General features: G+C 39.0%; 17 protein-coding genes. 3 read left to right on the top strand and 14 right to left on the bottom strand.

Annotated features, from left to right (window positions below):
* Window positions 1–64 precede the first annotated feature (64 nt).
* The 6 genes from KMW37_RS06185 to KMW37_RS06165 all read right to left on the bottom strand — a co-directional run bounded on the left by KMW37_RS06185 (window position 65) and on the right by KMW37_RS06165 (window position 7,424).
* Window positions 65–1,090, bottom strand: coding sequence for a Gfo/Idh/MocA family protein (locus KMW37_RS06185; protein WP_215223736.1), 1,026 nt, complete (start codon window positions 1,088–1,090; stop codon window positions 65–67).
* A gap of 200 nt (window positions 1,091–1,290) precedes the next feature.
* Window positions 1,291–1,977 (bottom strand): aquaporin Z, encoded by a 687-nt coding sequence (gene aqpZ, locus KMW37_RS06180; protein WP_215223735.1) that lies wholly within the window; start codon window positions 1,975–1,977, stop codon window positions 1,291–1,293.
* 266 nt (window positions 1,978–2,243) lie between these two features.
* Entirely contained in the window at window positions 2,244–2,903 is a 660-nt protein-coding gene (locus KMW37_RS06175; RefSeq protein ID WP_215223734.1) for an outer membrane beta-barrel protein, read from the bottom strand.
* A 132-nt stretch (window positions 2,904–3,035) separates the two neighbouring features.
* Window positions 3,036–3,164, bottom strand: a complete 129-nt coding sequence (locus tag KMW37_RS22515) for a hypothetical protein (RefSeq protein ID WP_262898194.1) — start codon at window positions 3,162–3,164, stop codon at window positions 3,036–3,038.
* 290 nt (window positions 3,165–3,454) lie between these two features.
* Window positions 3,455–5,647: a DUF748 domain-containing protein gene (locus KMW37_RS06170; RefSeq protein ID WP_215223733.1), complete on the bottom strand. Its 2,193-nt coding sequence runs from the start codon at window positions 5,645–5,647 to the stop codon at window positions 3,455–3,457.
* Between the two features lie 172 nt (window positions 5,648–5,819).
* Window positions 5,820–7,424: a sulfatase family protein gene (locus tag KMW37_RS06165; RefSeq protein WP_215223732.1), complete on the bottom strand. Its 1,605-nt coding sequence runs from the start codon at window positions 7,422–7,424 to the stop codon at window positions 5,820–5,822.
* 438 nt (window positions 7,425–7,862) lie between these two features.
* Between KMW37_RS06165 and KMW37_RS06160 the strand changes: the two genes are divergently transcribed.
* Genes KMW37_RS06160 through KMW37_RS06150 form a run of 3 tightly spaced genes read left to right on the top strand, consistent with a single transcriptional unit; the run spans window position 7,863 to window position 10,043 of the window.
* Window positions 7,863–8,540, top strand: coding sequence for a Tat (twin-arginine translocation) pathway signal sequence containing protein (locus KMW37_RS06160; protein WP_215223731.1), 678 nt, complete (start codon window positions 7,863–7,865; stop codon window positions 8,538–8,540).
* Between the two features lie 16 nt (window positions 8,541–8,556).
* Window positions 8,557–8,967, top strand: a complete 411-nt coding sequence (locus KMW37_RS06155; RefSeq protein WP_215223730.1) for a DsrE family protein — start codon at window positions 8,557–8,559, stop codon at window positions 8,965–8,967.
* Between the two features lie 41 nt (window positions 8,968–9,008).
* Window positions 9,009–10,043, top strand: coding sequence for a c-type cytochrome (locus tag KMW37_RS06150; protein WP_215223729.1), 1,035 nt, complete (start codon window positions 9,009–9,011; stop codon window positions 10,041–10,043).
* 43 nt (window positions 10,044–10,086) lie between these two features.
* Here the strand turns inward: KMW37_RS06150 and KMW37_RS06145 are convergent, their stop codons facing one another.
* From KMW37_RS06145 to KMW37_RS06110, 8 genes are all read right to left on the bottom strand, one after another.
* Complete coding sequence (locus KMW37_RS06145) at window positions 10,087–10,905, bottom strand: cyclase family protein (RefSeq protein WP_215223728.1); 819 nt, start codon at window positions 10,903–10,905, stop codon at window positions 10,087–10,089.
* Between the two features lie 104 nt (window positions 10,906–11,009).
* Complete coding sequence (locus tag KMW37_RS06140) at window positions 11,010–11,717, bottom strand: DUF3307 domain-containing protein (RefSeq protein WP_215223727.1); 708 nt, start codon at window positions 11,715–11,717, stop codon at window positions 11,010–11,012.
* Window positions 11,718–11,725: 8 nt separating this feature from the next.
* Window positions 11,726–12,415 (bottom strand): helix-turn-helix transcriptional regulator, encoded by a 690-nt coding sequence (locus KMW37_RS06135; RefSeq protein ID WP_215223726.1) that lies wholly within the window; start codon window positions 12,413–12,415, stop codon window positions 11,726–11,728.
* Between the two features lie 130 nt (window positions 12,416–12,545).
* Window positions 12,546–13,538 carry a Gfo/Idh/MocA family protein gene (locus tag KMW37_RS06130; RefSeq protein WP_215223725.1) on the bottom strand — a complete coding sequence of 331 codons (993 nt, stop codon included), beginning with the start codon at window positions 13,536–13,538 and terminating at the stop codon, window positions 12,546–12,548.
* Window positions 13,535–14,548 (bottom strand): 3-dehydro-L-gulonate 2-dehydrogenase, encoded by a 1,014-nt coding sequence (yiaK, locus tag KMW37_RS06125; RefSeq protein WP_215223724.1) that lies wholly within the window; start codon window positions 14,546–14,548, stop codon window positions 13,535–13,537. The genes KMW37_RS06130 and yiaK overlap by 4 nt, the downstream gene beginning before the upstream one ends.
* Before the next feature lie 94 nt (window positions 14,549–14,642).
* Window positions 14,643–15,989, bottom strand: a complete 1,347-nt coding sequence (locus tag KMW37_RS06120) for a pectate lyase family protein (protein ID WP_215223723.1) — start codon at window positions 15,987–15,989, stop codon at window positions 14,643–14,645.
* 9 nt (window positions 15,990–15,998) lie between these two features.
* Window positions 15,999–16,394, bottom strand: coding sequence for a VOC family protein (locus KMW37_RS06115; protein ID WP_215223722.1), 396 nt, complete (start codon window positions 16,392–16,394; stop codon window positions 15,999–16,001).
* Window positions 16,395–16,636: 242 nt separating this feature from the next.
* The gene (locus KMW37_RS06110) at window positions 16,637–18,118 is read right to left on the bottom strand and encodes a pectate lyase family protein (protein ID WP_215223721.1); all 1,482 of its coding nucleotides are present in this window, start codon (window positions 18,116–18,118) and stop codon (window positions 16,637–16,639) included.
* Between the last annotated feature and the right edge of the window lie 50 nt (window positions 18,119–18,168).

Below are 18,168 nucleotides of genomic sequence, written 5' to 3'. Positions count from 1 at the left end.
GTTTAGGCCCTGCTTTTTTATTGCTTCATTAGCGTATTATCCTTATTCTCCTCGACCATAATCTTTAAATTTTTATTTTTCTTCCTTCAGATGAACTCTTATAAATCCCCTTTATCAGTGCCAGAGACTGCTTGGCAATTTCTCCTGTAATCAATGGTTCCCTATTCTCCCTAATTGCACTTACCATATCTTCAATAAGTAAAAAATGCAATTGATGCCCAATGGCCATAGGGTCTGCAGCACCACTGGCCTTTTCAGAATTGGAGTTACCAGACAAACTTTCTCCATCTTGGACATTCCAAGCAATTATTTTACCGGCTTCCAAAATAACACTTCCTTTTGTTCCAAATATCTCCAGCCTCTCCGGATAGCCTGGATACAAGGAAGTCCCGGCTGTTATGTTTCCCATTGCTCCATTTTTAAAGTTAATGAGCGCTGAAGCTAGGTCTTCACCCTCAATTGTATGCATGGCAGTTTTTACCTGGCCATATACATCCTCTACTTCCCCCATAATATCTAATAATAGATCAATAGTATGAATTCCCTGATTAATGAGCGCACCACCTCCATCTCCCCTCAATGTTCCCTTCCAATCACTGCTTTTATAATATTCTTCGTTCCTAAACCAATTGACATGGGCATTGCCCATAAGTAATCTACCCAATTTACCTTTTACCACAGCCTTCTTTAGTTGGAGATAGCCGTCATTAAATCTGTTCTGAAAAACCACCCCTAGTACTACCCCATTTTCTTTACAAGCTTCAATTATTCGATCCGCTCTATCGAGATTAATTTCTATAGGCTTTTCAACCAAAATATGCTTTTTATATTGGGCAGATTTGATAGCCACTTCCATATGGCGACCACTGGCAGTACAGATACAAACTGCATCCAGCTCCGGATTACCTAAAAACTTATCCAAATCATCATATGCAGCAACCTTAAATTTTTTTCCTGCACTTTTTGCCCTATCCTCACTGGAGCTACATACTGCTATCAGTTCTGCCGTATCACTTGCTGCTATAGCAGCAGCATGCTGTGCAGCAATGGCCCCAGTTCCGATGATCCCAAATTTTACTATTTGCCTCATATTAAATGATCATTAAAAGTTTATTGATAGCATAATCAAACTAAATTAATAAGGAAGATTTACCCAATTCCTTTTGTGAACCATTTTTTTATTAAAACTATGGCCACTTTTCCAGCTTCTTTGGAAAAAAAGCACAAAAAAGCCCTGAAACAAATTCCAGGGCTCAAAAAACATCAAGTTCTTTCAAAGAAAGAAAAGGCCTATTCTTCTGTTGGCAATAAGGCCTTATAAACCCACCCAGCCAAAATAGCCCCAATAATAGGCGCCAACCAAAACAGCCAAAGTTGTCCGATTGCCCAGTCCTGTACAAAAATAGCTTGACTGGTACTTCTAGCTGGATTTACAGAAGTATTGGTTACCGGTATGCTTATCAAATGGATTAAGGTCAAACACAATCCAATGGCTACACCAGCGAGGTATTTTGGTGCCTTGGGATGAGTAGCGCCCATGATGACTATTAGGAAAATAAAGGTCATCACAATTTCAGTAATCAAAGCAGCTGTCATTCCGTACCCATGAGGTGAATGCTCTCCATAACCATTGGCAGCAAAACCTCCTAATTCAAACCCTGCTTGGTCAGAAGCGATCAGATACAATATCCCTGCCCCAGCAATTCCGCCTAAAACCTGAGCGAAGATATAGGGCAACAGATCCTTGGAAGGGAATCTGCCTCCTGCCCATAGCCCCAAAGAAACTGCTGGATTAAGGTGGCATCCTGAAATATGGCCGATCGCATACACCATCGTCAAAACAGTAAGCCCAAACGCCAAGGCAACTCCTGCGTAACCAATTCCTACACCAGGAATACCAGCAGCCAATACAGCACTGCCACAGCCTCCCAATACTAACCAGAAGGTCCCAATAAATTCAGCAATAAAGTTTTTCATCTTATTTTGTGGTTTATGTAAATCAAAAATTCCATTTATGATTACTATAGATTTATTCAAAAAACCAATAAGCCAAATAATAAACTACATTGACCCAATCACAATAGAAATATAATGCTCCAGAAAAGTATAATCACAAATTCAAATCAAAATAAAAAACATTTTAAATACTTCAAAATGCTTTTTAACGCAATCAAATAACATTACCATAAGCTCATTCCTTAAAATCAGTGTGGAAAAATTTCTTTAGAAAGGCTTTTCCACTGTTAATTCAGTTTCAACGCAACCCCTAGACCAAGGCCAAATTGAAAAATACTTGAATAACTGCTTACGCCAACACCTGAACCTCCTGTTCCAAAGTAAAAACCGCCTCCAACTGACTGAACTACTGAAATAAATTGGGCCTGGGCTTTTATCCCAACATAATCACTTGCCCAGTATATTCCTCCTCCCCTAAGTCCCACAGCCAATTTGGTCGCCGTATCATCTCTGCCATTATCGGGGTTAGTAAGGTTAGCAAATACTCCGCCTATCTGAAAACCTCCGTATGCTTCAAAAGGACTTCCTGGCGTCCTAAAATATCTAGTGGGATTAATCAGGACATAATTTATGGCCAAATCAAAATTTGTAAATTCTTCCGGGCCTGCTACGAAACGGTAGCGTGTAGGACTATTGGTATCCTGTCTCAAATACATCAGTTCAACCCCAAAAATCGGGTTGACCATATATTCCAATCCTCCACCCCATTGAAATCCTTCTTCGATCCTGCCTGAATAAAAATATCCATTCCCCCTGTCATAATAGGAATCAAATTTATCTGCAAAAACAAAATTTCCATATAAGTTTAACCGGATCCCCCCTTCTTGAGCAAAAGATGAACTTGAAAGAAGAAGAAACATGATTACAATTGCAAATACCCTTTTCATAGCTAAAATAAAGTTTAGAAAACAAACATTTTACCATAGTCTATTTACAAAATTCCACCTCAAAACTTATCTTTTGTATCATATTTTAAATCAATAATTATAATTCTTGGCACATTTGATCATTTTACCAAATCATTTTAGGACTGGATCAATAAAGAAAAAATTAATCTGATTATCCGCTATGATGCCAGTAACCATAAATCCTTTGCTCAAGTGGTCGGAAGACTGAAGTATGGAGACCGAAGCAATTGATACTTTCATCAAAAGGATCGTTTCGATTCACTTTTAATATTTACTGGTGCAATTGCGGATATACATAAAAACTAATTATATAGGGAATACTGACCCAAAACTCTTTTCTCAATTAATAAAAAGATATTTCCAATAACTCATAAAATCAAGATTTAATCATTATGGATAATGACTAAAAAACATTCAATCTCCCATGTAGTTAACCTCTCAATTATCTCTGGGCAATTTGAAAAAAACAGCCCCTCAAAGGCAAGCCGAAAATGTAAATCGATTCAAATTATAAGATTACATAAACCAACTTATTCAACTCCAAAACTAATCACGAAGCCACTCTTTTCAACTGGAAAGTCGGGCAAATTCTCCAATTCAACAAAAGTAAAATTGTGTACCATTGTACTGTCTATCGAGTTTAGATATTCCTCAATTTGATTTTTTCTAATGTCTTCCAAGTGCATAGCCATGGGCAAGACATTTTCCATTCCTATTAATTTAATCGCCAAACTGTCACTAGGCATATTCAGGGCGGTACTATCCATTTCAGGATTAAGCAAAAGCAACTGTTCTTTCATGAAATTTGTAAAATGAATATCATCATCGGCTACAATATTCATGTCATCATCCCCATTCTCCAAATTTAATTTATCATGGATATATTTTGCCTTAGCCTCCTGTACTGCAAAATGGCTGGACTCAATTTGATCAGGCTCGAAATAGGCTAATTCCACAGATAAACCTGGTTTCTTATTCATTAATTCCAGTAAAACATCCAATGAATGAGTCTGTTCTTCTCGTGCAAGGCTATCCAAAGGCTCAAAAGCTATATATCGAATATCTTCCTCTTTCATTCCAAACATATTGGCCAATAATTTACCTGGAGCAGCCACAACTTTGTCCAGATTTTGTTTAATTATTTGCCAGACTAAAGGCCAAACTTCAAATTCTGGATCATATAGATTGCCTCCCATTGCCAAGTCCAGGTTTACCACTCCATTTTTGTCTTTCAGTAAAAAGACGCCAAACTTCAAGGGAAGGACATAAAGCACATTTTTAGAAACCCGGTCACCTACTTCTAATTCATACACGGTAATCTTATTTTTGCTGTCCATTACCCCTCCTTTGACAGAAGTCTTCCCGCTATAAACCAAATCCCCTTTAAAAATAGGGTGGCCGGCATAAGTCAAACTAAAGGGACTTAGATCTTCCATCTCGAATCCCTTCACATCAAAATCCAGAGAAAAATCAAGAGGTACTTGCGGATTGAAAATTAAGTTAGCATTATACTTTCCTTTGACATTCAAAATCCCTGAGCTGCCAATCTTAGCCTGTGAACTATCAGATCTGATATTGTCAGCTAATGCCGTGATGGACGAAATATTATATTCGAAATATTCATCCAAGGCATAATCCCGATATTTAATCTCACTATTTACTATTAAAAAAGTATCAATGCTATAAAAATAACTTACTTCAGTAGGCACAGTGTCAGCAGGAATATCATTGCTGGCGCCTTCCTCACTTTCTAAAAGTGGATCAAAAAGTACCATCATATTATTAGTGCTATCAAACATGTCAAACCGAATCCTCATACCATCTGCAAAAACCCTTCTTAGCTCATATTTTTCTTCAAACACATTAATATCATTTAGAGATACCAATACAGAATCGGCCTGAAAAATCGGCATGGTAGCAGTATCCTTCAAAATCAGATGAGTAACCCAGGCATTTCCAGAAACATTTAGTTGAGAGACTTCACCTAAAGTACCTGAAATTTTAACATCGCCACCAGAATATCCTTCAAAGTCCTCAGCTACTATATAATCCCCTAAATAAGGTTCTATTATATCCAAATTAAGTCCCCTAACAGAAATTAGTGATTCAAATCTGTCTTCATTGGGATAATAATCATTTTTGATGGCCAGCTGGCCGGTTTCATTGACGATCAACTTTATATCCATATTTGCCAACTCACTGTCATAGGCAAACCGTGGCAGTGTCAATGATAGATCTTTCATATCTACCTCATGATCCAGTCCCTTATCAAAATAAGTAGCCAGTCCTTTATTCATTTGGAAATTGAGAATTTCAAATTGAATGTCCGATTTTTCATCACTTGATTGAACACTGTCTTCGCTGGGTATCAAATCATCAAAATTAAAAACGCCCAAATCATAAATCACATGAACAAAAGGACTGTCCAATCGCACTTCCTCAAACTGGACCCTACCTGTCACAAGCTTCAAAAAGTTGATATTGGCATACAGATTTCCATACCCCGCAAAAGCCGAGGAATCCTCCTTTTCAAAAACTGCCATTTGAGCAGAGGTAATCCCACCTGTAAATGGATTAAATGAGAGGTCTTTCATAAAGGCCTTTCTGCCAATATATTCTTCAGCGTTTTTATTAAAATGATTCCGAATAAAATACGGTGATATATATAGCAAAAAATAGATGCCAGCAATTGATACCAAGGATATTATAAGTACCTTCTTCATAAGAAACCAACATTGATTAAAAGGTATGGTCTTAGATTGTAAAAATACTATATTCCAGAACACCCTCTTCCTGAGGAAGATAAAACTTTAAAAAAATTATCACTTTTATTCAATTAAAATGCCCTGGCAATAAAAAATCACCAAGGCATCATAATTATTGTTATTGCGTACATTAATTTGAAGGTATCACTACTTCGTCTTTATACTGCTTCATAAGATCTTCTAACTTTTTGTGCATGTTTTCCTTTACTTCCGAATAAGCAGGATCATCATACACATTATTCATTTCATGAGGATCTTCCTGAAGATCATATAACTCCCACTCATCAATATCATAATAAAAATGTATCAGTTTGTAGCGGTCAGTTCTAACACCATTATGTCTCTTCACCGCATGGATACCTGGATATTCATAATAGTGATAATAAAGAGCATCTCTCCATTCCACCTTTTCTCCCTTCAATAAAGGCAGCATGCTCAACCCTTGCATTTCATCAGGAATTGCCACTCCTGCAGCATCTAACATGGTCTCAGCAAAATCCAAGTTTTGCACTAAATCCCTATTCTTACTTCCCGCCTTGATTACTCCTGGCCATTTAATCATCAATGGCGTTCTGAAAGACTCCTCATACATAAATCTTTTGTCGAACCATCCATGCTCTCCTAAATAGAATCCTTGATCAGATGTATAGATAATTATGGTATTCTCCGCCAAACCATTTTCTTCCAAATAGTCTAATAGTCTACCTACATTCTCATCCACAGATTCTATACTCGCCAAATAATCCTGCATATATCGCTGATATTTCCATTTGGTAAGTTCATCTCCCTTCAGGTCTGCTTTTTCAAAATCCTCATTGATAGGCCCATATACTTCTTCCCAGGCCGCTCTTTGAGATTTACTCATCCTGTCCAAGTTGCCATGATAAGCGTAAGAATACCAATCAATAAAATCTTTATGCCCCATTCTTTCTACAATATCAGGATGTATTTTACTGTCATTTGTTAATCCCATATGTGTAGAAATTCTCATTTCTGCCTCCTTAGCTGCACGTCCCATGCCTTTGTAATCATCAAACAAACTTGCAGGCTCTGGGAATTCCTTTTGAGTGTACTCCCTGAAATTTTCCTCAGTTGGCAGCCATTCCCTATGCGGAGCCTTATGCTGGTACATCAGCATAAAAGGGCTCCCATTTTCTTTAGCTTCATCCAACCACTCAATCGCAAAATCAGTAATCAAATCGGTAACATAACCTGAATCCAATACTATTCCCTCTTTGGTTCTAAACTCAGGATTATAATAATGTCCCTGTCCAGGAAGCACTTTCCAATAATCAAAGCCTGTAGGTTGGGTCTTCAAATGCCATTTACCGATCATGGCTGTTTGGTACCCATTCTCCCTTAGTATCTTTGGATAGGTAACCTGTGTACTGTCAAATTTCACCGCATTATCTACCAAACCATTAATATGACTATGTTTTCCAGTGAGTATTACTGCCCTACTTGGTGCACAAATGGAATTACTCACAAAAGCATTTTCAAAAAGCATCCCTTCATTTGCAATTCTATCAATATTTGGGGTCTCAATCAGCTCCGATCCATATGCACTTATCGCTTGATAAGCATGATCATCAGACATGATGAAAATAATATTGGGTCTTTTTGGGCTTTCAGATTCCTTCTCTGGGGCCTTACAGGAGGCCAAGGCTCCTAAAAAACCAAGGCTAAGCAATAAATTGCTTATTCTTTTTCCAGTAAAAATTGTTTCAACTGTCATTTATTAATCAATTTTTTAGGTTAACAATCTTTAAAAATAGGTAAAAGAAAGAACAATTCAAGTATTTCATATATGCAATACAGAACAGAACGGCAGGCATTACTAACCTAATAAAACCTGCCCAAAAAGATTAAAAAAAAATAATACGCTCAAATCCATCACCAAATTGGTTTTTACAAAAAACATCATAACCGAAAACCTGCTTCCTTAAGAACAGTAACCAACTGATATTGAACAGTTATTGCTATTATTTGAATCATTAGCGATAGACAAACTAATAGGAAGGGTGTAATTTTAGTTAAACTTTTCAATAATATTTTACAAGACATCGGTATAGCCGAGTAAAATCGAGCTTTTAAAAAAGGACACCAAAATCGGTAAAACCATATGAAGTGTCCATGCACCATAAGATTTCCAATTACCCAAACTAAAAAAATCATGAATTCAATACAACTCAAATCTAGAAGAAAGTTTCTAGGCACTCTGGCGACAACAGCCACACTTTCCACGGTGGCCGTACCATTGATGGGGCAACCTGTTTCTGGTACTGGTAATCCTAAATTATTCAAAGACTCCGACGAATGGTTTAAGGAAGTAAAAGGCACTCACCGAGTAGTTTATGACGCTCCAGAACCTCACAAAGGTTTTCCTTTTATTTGGTCTTGGGCCTTTTACCTTACCAACAATCAAACAGGCACCCCGGATAAAGACATGACAGCTGTTATTGTCCTTAGACATAATGCCATTCCCTTTGCCATGAAAGATGAGCTTTGGGAAAAGTATAAATTTGGTGAAACCTTTGAGATCACAGACAACACCACCGGAGCTCCAGCAATAAGGAATCCTTATTATCAACCAAAAGACGGAGATTATCCCATGCCTGGAATTGATGGTTTAGAGCGCCAAATAGAGAGAGGCGTAATGATATGTGTATGCGATTTGGCTATAACTGTTTACAGCAGCATGATAGCACAAAAAATGGAAATGGATCCAGCAGCAGTAAAAGAAGAATGGATAGCAGGAGTATTACCACATATTCAAGTGGTTCCTTCTGGGGTTTGGGCCTTGGGAAGAGCACAAGAACACAAATGTGGATATATCTATGCTGGAGGTTGATCATAAAGACAAAGTCATGAAAAAGTTTCTTATAATCCCACTGATGTTTTTGGTAATTGGGGTTTGGGCACAAACCACTCCAGTAAAAATAGCCTTTGACCTTACTAGCAAGGAAGAGGCTGCGCACGAGACAACCATGAGACATGTAAAAATGATGTCTGAAGCTTATCCGAATTCAGAATTCGAAGTTGTAGTCTACGGTGGAGCTATCTCCATGGTTTTAAATGAAAAATCTACAGTAGCTGACCAGATCAAGGCTTTTGAAGGGAATAAAAATGTAAGTATTAAGGTCTGTGAAGGCACTATGAAAAGACATAATATTGACAAATCCCAGTTGTTGCCTGGAGTGGGAACAGTTCCTGATGGGATACTTGAACTGGTCGAAAAACAAAAAGAAGGCTGGGGCTATATCAAGGAAATCCCGTAGACAATGGCCTCATTTCCTAGAGCGTATTAAACTTAGCAAAAATGCCTAAGGAGGATAAATTCGTCCCTTTACTAAGAAAATTAATCAAAGCAGTTCAGCTGATGATTGTTTGTGTTTTAGGCTCAAGTGCTTTTTTTATCAGTAAGGAATTGGGACTCTTCAAAATCAAGCCTCTTTTTGGTCCAAAGGAGGACTTTAATGAAGCGATTGTCAATGAATCTACAGACTTACAGTATTGGCAAGCACCTGATACAAGCTCGATCCCAAAGGGACCTGAAGGAGACTTGATTAAGTATGGTCGTAATTTAATTGCCCATACTTCTGTCTACCTTGGCCCCAACGGAAAAGCCTTCCAGATCAGCAATGGCATGAACTGCCAGAACTGTCACCTCAAGGCAGGAACAATCCCATTTGGCAACAATTATGGAAAGGTTGCGGCTACCTATCCCAAGCTCAGAAATAGGTCTGGTACTGTAGAGGGGTTTGAAAAACGGGTAAATGACTGTATTGAAAGGAGCCTAAATGGTGAGAAACTTCCTGAAGACAGCAGAGAAATGAAAGCCATGGTAGCATACCTGAAATGGGTAGGAAAAGAAGTTCCAAAGGGGCAAATGATGCCAGGTTTTGGGCTTAAATCCCTAGAGCCACTGGATAGAGCTGCAGACCCAATAAGGGGATCCATAGTATATAAAAATTATTGTGCCCGTTGCCACGGAGATAATGGGCAGGGGCAATTAGCCAATAATGGTATGGAATGGCTTTACCCTCCTCTTTATGGAGAAAACAGTTACAATATAGGAGCTGGACTTTATAGGCTCTCTAGATTTGCTTCTTTTGTCAAATCCAATATGCCTTTTGGAATCAACCATGAAAATCCTTTTTTGTCGGATGAAGAAGCTTGGGACGTAGCGGCATATGTAAACTCCATGCCCAGGCCAAACATGGATTTATCTGGTGATTGGCCAGATATTTCAAAAAAACCATTTGACCATCCATTTGGACCATACACTGATAGTTTTCCCGAATCCCAGCATAAATTTGGTCCCTTTACAGCTATCATTGATTCCAAACCGTAAAACCAAATATGCATTAGCATGTCAAATGTGATCAAAACCCTTCCTAATTAATAACAGCTACTATTCTCAGTGGACCTCCACTGCCACCTTTAATCTTTATGGGCAAGGCTATAACTTGAAACCCCTTAGCAGGCAGTGCGTCGAGATTGGCTACATTCTCAAATGCAGGAATATCATTGGTCATTAGGGCTACATGGGTTTCAAAATATTGGGACTGCCCAAAATCTATACTTGGCGTATCTATTCCAACTGACTTTATTTTTCTTTGGTCCATTAGCCATTTGGCGGCATCAGGAGCTAAGCCAGGAAAATGAAGATATTTGACTGCTTCAGCACCCCTTTCATCCGTTCCCAAATATTTCACTTTATCTGGATAGTACTTTCCATGTCCCGATTGCAAAAGAACAATACTTCCTTCAGGAATCTGCCCGTTTTTTGACTCCCAATTTTCAAGATCTTCAAGGCTTATTTGGTAATCGGGATTTGAAAGCCCTCTCTCACTGACATCTATTTTCACTCCAGTTCCAATTAATTGCTCCAAAGGTATCTCATCCACTGAAACACCCTTTTCCGCAAAATGCACAGGGGCATCAATATGGGTTCCCCCATGCTCAGAAGTTTCAAAATTATTGGCAGAATAGAAGTAGCCCTTTTCCGTTTGGCCTTTAGCCACCTCTTCTAGCTCAAACTCCTTTGCAGTGACCCAATAAACCGTTTCGTCAGAAAATGCATGGGTCAGGTCAATGATATTACCTTTCAAACTCCTGTTTTCTGTATCGCTGCTTTCGTTCCTGCCCCCCTGTTCTTTTTCCTCACAGGAATAAAACAGGCTAAGAATTATTATTAGATAAATTGGTTTCATGGCTTCTGAATTTGATGATAGAATAGACTAAAAATAGATTAAACTTATTGTTTTAATATAACAAATCCAATCTGGAAATCAGCCATTAAACTTAAAAACAACAATTACCAGACGAATCCAACCAATAGTCCTAAAATAACGGCAATACCAAAGCTTAGCATAGTACCGATCAGCACGTATTCCGTTTTGATGGTATCATCGTTTTTGTAACGGAGAATGGACTTTGCAGCTATTAAGAAACCAACAGCTTCAAATTGCCTAAGTAATATAAAAGTCAAAACCAACACCCTTTCCAATACTCCTATCAATTTGCCTGCATTGGGCAGATCATCCGAACCGGGCACCTTAATTTCATAAGCCCTAAATACTTCTTTTATAAATATATTGGCAGGCTTTAGGCATAACATATAGCAAAAAACAACCAACAGATAGGATTTTGAAACAGGAATATTAAGCCAAGTATCCATTAGAGCGTAGCAAGCATAAGCATAACAAACCACGGACAAAACCAAAATATGCAATGCCTGGTCTATAAAAAATGCATATTTACCAAAGGTCTTACTTCTATTGATCCAAGGTTTAACACCATCTATTATATAATGGATCAGGGCAATAACCAAGGCACCAAACACAAATTGTATTTGAAAGGATAACAACCAGGAAAACGAAAACACAATTAATATATGCCACTTCAAAAATGGGCTTCTAAACCCTAATTCGTTCTTTTGAATGGCCAGCCTGTCTGATTGGAAAAAAAAGTCCGCCAATATATGGGCAATTAACTGTAAGACAAAAAACTGAACTGGGTTCATAAATGATGTTACTTAATGGTTCTACTAAAATATTCCACAGTTTTTTCAATGCTGTTCCAGCCTACGCTTGTACTGTGCTGATTGACTACAGATTGACTTATTTGCAATTTTTTGGCAATTTCTAACTCGGTATACCCAAGCAACTTCCAGTATAACACTTCAGATTGCCTGGCTGTGGATTTACTCATAATTACATCCAGTAATCCCATTACAGGCTCCATCTGCTCATTGAGTCTTTCATAATGTGAGGTAAAAAACAAAGTGTTTTTTATCACTACCCTTTCCTTCCCTTGGCTGGATGGGGATTGATTGATCAACCTTCCTGACAAATAGACAGCCTCTCCATCAATGACTCCTTTTTTAGGATCAAATCTAGACAATTCGCCAACGGCAATGGCCAACCTGATCCCATGGGTCTTAAATAGGCTGATTCGGTTATTATCCTCTCTATTGTCTGCCTGTCTCGGATCAAAGGACTTTACAAAACTTTTCACTAACATAGCTACCCTCAAAGCGTCCCCCGGATTTTGGCATACACATTCTAAATAATCCCCCTTTATCACCCTTCCATAAATCCCCCATCTCTCATCAAGGGTTTTCAATAAGTCTTTTAATTTTTCCTCCAGAATCACCCTATCCTCCAACACCAAACTTGTAGAAGAAATAATGTCTCCCGAAATCACTGCTACATTTTTCATTTCTAATTCATTAGCTCATAAATATAGGTTTAATAACTTATAAATAAAATATATAGGTATTTAAACCTATAAAATACATTTACAGCATTTTTAACCTATATAATCTAAGCTATTCATTTTCAAAGACCCTTTACCGGCCAATCTCCTCCATTACCCAATTGGTGCGAGCGGCAGACACGCCTGTTGAGGGGCTTGAGTCTTCCCCCAGTATATCACCCACAATCGACTGAATAAGAAAATGCTGAATATGATTAGGCAAATCAAATTCAAAACATTCTTTTTCTCCATTTTCCGTCTCCAAAATAAATTTACCTGCTCCGAAAGTCTCATAGCTAATTTGCCCCCTGCTTCCTATAATGGTAGTGTGGTCCTTAGCGGAAACTTCACTGCTTGAAAAACACCAGCTACCAGTCCCCATCACACCTGATTCAAACTCAAAAACGGCAGTCACCAAATCTTCAGCCTCGTAAATCCCCGCTTGATTCCCCTTGAATCCCTTGACAGACTTGATGGGGCCCAAGGCAAAATCAAGAAAATCCAATTGATGGGACGCCAGATCATAAAAATATCCTCCACCTGCCATTTCAGGATTTACCCGCCAATTATTATCCAAATTCCTCACCACTTCTGGGACCAATACCTGATTCATCTGGATATTGACATACCTAACATCTCCGATCCTCCCCTCATGAATCAATTCTTTTATCTTAACAAAATGAGGCAAAGTCCTGCGATAATAAGCCACATACAAGGGCACACCCGCAGCTTCACACGCTTCAATCATTTCTTTGCATTCCTCATAAGTCCTGGCCATAGGTTTCTCCACATAAACAGGCTTTCCTGCAGCAGCAGCTTTTAAGGTAAGTTCTCTATGAACATGGGGTGGTGTAGCAATATAAATGGCATTGACCTCTGGATCATTAATTAGCTCATCTGCATCTGTATACCATTTGGATACCTGATGTCTCTTGGCATAATCCCTCACTTTTTCCGCACTTCTCCTCATAACAGCTACAAGCCGACTGTTCCCTACCAAATTCATAGCAGGTGCACTTTTTCTTTCACACACATCCCCAACACCTAGAATACCCCACCTGACTTCATTATCTTTAATTTTTCTCATTTCAATAATTTTAAAACCTGATTCCAGATATCCCTATCTATAGGAACACCTTGGGCTAAATTTTCCTTTCGCATCCTCAAAGTCTGTTCTCCGGGATACCTGACCTCTTTCTTTTTATCAAAAGTTTTCGATTGTTTTAAATCTTCAATAATCTGTCCTGCCTTACTTTCCATCCAATCTTCCATACCTAATTTGGAAGGTTCCAGTGCCAAAAACACTTGAGAAAGCCCATATTCATCACCACTTTTCCCTACTTGATGAGTAGCTTGTCCTCCAGAAAGCAACGCTGCCAACATGTCCAACATTAAGGAAAGTCCTGCTCCTTTCCATAAGCCAATGGGAAGAGCAAGCTCATTCTCTATTATGTCCTTGGGAAATTTTGTCAAATCCCCATCTTGGTCAAAGCCAGCATCATAAGGCATATCTTGCCCATTCTTTTCATAGATAGCCATCTTACCATATGCAAACTGGGACATGGCCATATCAAGAACTACTGCACCGTCTTTCCTTGGTATTGCTATTACCAAAGGGTTATTTCCAAGTTTAGGCTCACTCCCTCCCCAAGCTGGCATATTCGGTTTGGTATTGGTAAAACAAATGCCAAGACAGCCCTGCTCCACTGCCTGCCAGCCATAATTTCCTGCCCGCATCCAGTGATTGGTATTTTGTAAAGCAACAGCCCCCATCCCAAAAGATTTTGCTAACTGAATGGCTTTCTCCATTGCCAAATGGGCATTGATATTCCCTGGGCCAAGTTGCCCATCCCAGCGCTCCAAGGCACCGAACCTTTCCTTACACACAGGTTCAGCTTCTGGGTCAATAATCCCCTTGTGAATACAATCCAAATAATGTAAAAAACGATTTAAACCATGCGAAGGCACTCCGTCCAAACTGGACTGTGCAAATAACCGGGCACTAAGTGCTGCCCTTTCTGAAGAAAATTGATTTTTTATAAGTATACTGCACAGCACATCCTGCAGTTGGGAAAAAGGGATACGTTGGTCTTTCATAATGACAATATCAAATCCAATTTATTGATTATCTATTCACAGACCAAGCGAAAAATATAATAAACAAAAGATGAGAACACGAAATATGACAATTTCAGTCAAAGCTTGAATCTTCAATCAATTCATTTAGGTAAATTTCAATATTGGTATATTGCTTATCCAAATCAAAACCAGCTGCATCCTCATCAGAATTGGGATCTAAATGGTGCTTTTTCTCCCAAGCATCTGGCATACCATCCTGATCTGTATCTAAAGGTGCCTTTTCTGACTTTAACAATGGCCAGCCCCCCACATCCGATTGGCTATCAATAATCCCATCACCTTGTTTCCCAAAAGCACTCTTCCCCAATAGTACTTCTTTCACCAATCTTTTATCTACTTGATCCCTGCGTAAGCTTGCACCAGCTTTGGCCAAGACATCCTTAAAAGCTACTTCGGCCTTGACTTGTTCATTGGCGATAACATAAGGAAAGGGAGCAGTCACTAGCACCTTTGATAGATTTTCGACCCCATCGACCCCCTTGCTATTGTCCTCACTAACTTCCTTTGAGGCGGACATAATATTTCCTTCTACATAAAATTGCCCATAAGGGGCATAGGGCTCCACGATTCTATCCCGGTTTGATTGGGTAGCAGGACCTGCTTTATAATAATTCCCAATAATATTATAATGCCCTTCTTCTCCTGCATAAGAACTATTGCTCTTCCAGTTATAAATCACATTATTTCTGAAATCAACCACTTCCTTTTCGGGCATCTTATGATACCGTGCGCCGTTAAACCTGGGCAATCTACTTTTATGACTGGCCAATAAATTATAGTGAAAGGTAGCTTTCATCCCTCCCCAGATCCCACCGTATCCATGGTCTCCTTTGGCATGGACAGATTCATTTAAGCTTTCTGAAATAATACACCACTGCAGGGTGAAATTTTCATTATCATAAAAAGAGCCACACTCATCAGTTGCCCAACTCAATGAGCAATGATCTATAATGATATCCTTGTTTCGAATACAAGTCATCGCATCATCTTGCACCTCTCTAAGGTCTCCTAAACGGCTTCGGATATACCTGATGATTACATTGTCCCCTTTGATTTTGATCGGATAATTCTGAATGGTGATTCCGTCCCCAGGAGCAGATTGGCCGGCAATGGTCACATCTCCATAATTAATGTCCAAACTTGACTCAAGCTCAATATTTCCAGAAACAGAGAAAACGATAATTCTTGGATATTTCTTTCTCAACGCTGCTCGGAGGCTCCCAGGACCATCATCGTTCAGGTTACTGACTACCAACACCTTTCCGCCCCTTCCTCCAAAAGTGTATTTCCCAAAACCATCGGCCCCGGGAAATGCCAAAACTTCTTTATCCCCATCTTTCTGGGCATAAGCCCATCCAGCAAAACATATAATAATAACTAATCCAATCAGTCTTTTCATGTCTTAAATTCAAGTTTTTGATGCCAGCATGGGCTTAGCTCTTTTACACAACTGTAGGGCCAAGCCCCAAGGATCTTTAAGCATTACCAAATGTGAGCCGTCCCCTAAGATGTCATCACTTATCAATTCCGCCCCTGCTTTAATCAATCTATCCCTATCCTCTGCAGGGTCCTCAGATACCAATGCCAAGTGTAACACCAATGGATGTTGATTGTCAAATTCCAAAATTGGCGCATTGGGATTACTGTATATTTCAATCATAATGGTACCACTATCATCAGCCAAAAATGTCATATAAGGACTTTGATCCTTTTTCAGGATGACTTTTAAGCCAATATGCTTCTCGTACCAGTCAGACATTGCTCTCGGTTGGGCTACATTAATTGCAAAATGCTCAAACTTCATAGTTTTTAATTTATTCTTAATAGTTCAGATAATTATACAGTGCCTTTAAGGTAACATTTTTTCAGGCACATTTGCTTCCAGTTTCCATAGAAGGTATCATGCCTTACTAAGAACTTATATGTAAGACATAGATTTATCTCTACTGTCCCCAATGACCTAACAGAAACAGCACCTCATTCTGAACTTTTTACTGTTCATGTAATCAAATCCCTTATTCTATTCTGATATAGTCACTTGTGAATTTAATTAAATAGAAAATTCTTGATTAGGCTATTAAGATAGATCTCCAAATAAGTATATGAGGTTCCTGACTTTATTATTTTACCATCTTCTGCATTATTTGGATCAAGGTCATTGCCTGATTCCCATTCATCAGGCATTCCATCCCCATCGCTATCCGTAACAGACTCACCAGCTTCCAATACTGGCCACCCCCCAACATCACTTTGGGTGTCAATGATACCATTTGTACTTCCATTGGATCCTTCCTGATCATAATCTCCATTTTTCACATTGGCAATTATCCTAGCATCTACCGCATCCCGCTTTAAATTAGCACCGGCATATTCAAGCACCAATTCATAAGCTTCAGCAGCAGAATGAGTCGTAACGGTATATCCTTCCTCTTCATGGGGTACATCCATTTTTATACTTTGTTTATCAGCCTCACTCACCAAACCATAGCTACCGTGAAATTGATTAAAAACCCCATAGTTCCAATTATCTTCAGAAGTTTGGTTGCTGCCATCTACTACATTGCCATCAATATAAAACTTGCCCCAAACATCATATACCTCAGTACCCTCTACCTTATTTTTATCGATAGACATAATCCTGTTTCGCTTACTTCCAGACGGGCTGGCAGGTCCTGGCTTATAATAGCAGTTGACTATATTTACATTCATTGCTTCCCCTCCATAAGCTGCATTATTTCCCCAGTTATAGAGTACATTGTTTCGTAAATCTACCAGGTCTGTAAGTGCGAAGGCCTTTCCTGCTTCTTCTCCCATCCGGGGATTCCGACTATCATGATGGGCTAAAAGATTATGGTGAAAAGAAGCATATTTTCCTCCCCAAATCCCACCATATCCATGTGCTCCTTTTCCATGCACCGAGTTCCGAAGGCTTTCGGCTATAATACACCACTGTAAGGTAAAGTTTTCATTGGCATAGAAAGAGACACATTCATCTGTACTCCAGCTCATCGAGCAGTGGTCAATGATAATATCTTTATGAAATCTTCCTCCTAAAGCATCCCCTTCCTGCTGAGCAGCATCTCCCATTCTAAAGCGCAAATAGCGTATAATCACATTATCCGCACGGATGGTGACAGGGTAATTCTTTAAGGTAATTCCACCTCCGGGCGCAGTCTGGCCAGCTATCGTTACATTACCATGTGAAATGCTCAAAGTTGATTTCAATTCAATGGTTCCTCCTATATTAAATACTATGGTCCGAGCACCACTTTGATTGAGGGCATAGCGCAAGGTTCCCTGGCTATTGTCATCTGTTAATTTGGTAACATAATAAACTTTACCAGCTCTTCCTCCTGTAGTATATTGTCCGTATCCTTCAGCCCCAGGGAATGCGTATTTTGGGCCATCATAAGCCTCCTCTTTTTCTTCCTCTTCAGGATCAGGTGAATCTGAATTATTACAAGCCGTAGAAAGACCAGAAAGCCCGAAAACAATGAATATTTGAAAAAAAAGACACTTTAATTTCATGGTATTTGAGGTTTATTGAAAAGGTGCGACCAAGCTGACCGCACCTATAA

This window comes from Echinicola shivajiensis, assembly GCF_018642165.1.
Taxonomy (GTDB): Bacteria; Bacteroidota; Bacteroidia; order Cytophagales; family Cyclobacteriaceae; genus Echinicola; species Echinicola shivajiensis.
The sequence above is the reverse complement of the archived record's forward strand: the minus strand, read 5'-3'. Positions and strand labels throughout refer to the sequence as shown.

What these genes read in the sequence shown, in the direction of transcription:
- KMW37_RS06185 (WP_215223736.1), bottom strand. Translation starts at nt 1,090, where the DNA reads ATGAGGCAAATAGTAAAATTTGGGATCATCGGAACTGGGGCCATTGCT.
- aqpZ (WP_215223735.1), bottom strand. Translation starts at nt 1,977, where the DNA reads ATGAAAAACTTTATTGCTGAATTTATTGGGACCTTCTGGTTAGTATTG.
- KMW37_RS06175 (WP_215223734.1), bottom strand. Translation starts at nt 2,903, where the DNA reads ATGAAAAGGGTATTTGCAATTGTAATCATGTTTCTTCTTCTTTCAAGT.
- KMW37_RS22515 (WP_262898194.1), bottom strand. Translation starts at nt 3,164, where the DNA reads ATGAAAGTATCAATTGCTTCGGTCTCCATACTTCAGTCTTCCGACCAC.
- KMW37_RS06170 (WP_215223733.1), bottom strand. Translation starts at nt 5,647, where the DNA reads ATGAAGAAGGTACTTATAATATCCTTGGTATCAATTGCTGGCATCTAT.
- KMW37_RS06165 (WP_215223732.1), bottom strand. Translation starts at nt 7,424, where the DNA reads ATGACAGTTGAAACAATTTTTACTGGAAAAAGAATAAGCAATTTATTG.
- KMW37_RS06160 (WP_215223731.1), top strand. Translation starts at nt 7,863, where the DNA reads ATGAATTCAATACAACTCAAATCTAGAAGAAAGTTTCTAGGCACTCTG.
- KMW37_RS06155 (WP_215223730.1), top strand. Translation starts at nt 8,557, where the DNA reads ATGAAAAAGTTTCTTATAATCCCACTGATGTTTTTGGTAATTGGGGTT.
- KMW37_RS06150 (WP_215223729.1), top strand. Translation starts at nt 9,009, where the DNA reads ATGCCTAAGGAGGATAAATTCGTCCCTTTACTAAGAAAATTAATCAAA.
- KMW37_RS06145 (WP_215223728.1), bottom strand. Translation starts at nt 10,905, where the DNA reads ATGAAACCAATTTATCTAATAATAATTCTTAGCCTGTTTTATTCCTGT.
- KMW37_RS06140 (WP_215223727.1), bottom strand. Translation starts at nt 11,717, where the DNA reads ATGAACCCAGTTCAGTTTTTTGTCTTACAGTTAATTGCCCATATATTG.
- KMW37_RS06135 (WP_215223726.1), bottom strand. Translation starts at nt 12,415, where the DNA reads ATGAAAAATGTAGCAGTGATTTCGGGAGACATTATTTCTTCTACAAGT.
- KMW37_RS06130 (WP_215223725.1), bottom strand. Translation starts at nt 13,538, where the DNA reads ATGAGAAAAATTAAAGATAATGAAGTCAGGTGGGGTATTCTAGGTGTT.
- yiaK (WP_215223724.1), bottom strand. Translation starts at nt 14,548, where the DNA reads ATGAAAGACCAACGTATCCCTTTTTCCCAACTGCAGGATGTGCTGTGC.
- KMW37_RS06120 (WP_215223723.1), bottom strand. Translation starts at nt 15,989, where the DNA reads ATGAAAAGACTGATTGGATTAGTTATTATTATATGTTTTGCTGGATGG.
- KMW37_RS06115 (WP_215223722.1), bottom strand. Translation starts at nt 16,394, where the DNA reads ATGAAGTTTGAGCATTTTGCAATTAATGTAGCCCAACCGAGAGCAATG.
- KMW37_RS06110 (WP_215223721.1), bottom strand. Translation starts at nt 18,118, where the DNA reads ATGAAATTAAAGTGTCTTTTTTTTCAAATATTCATTGTTTTCGGGCTT.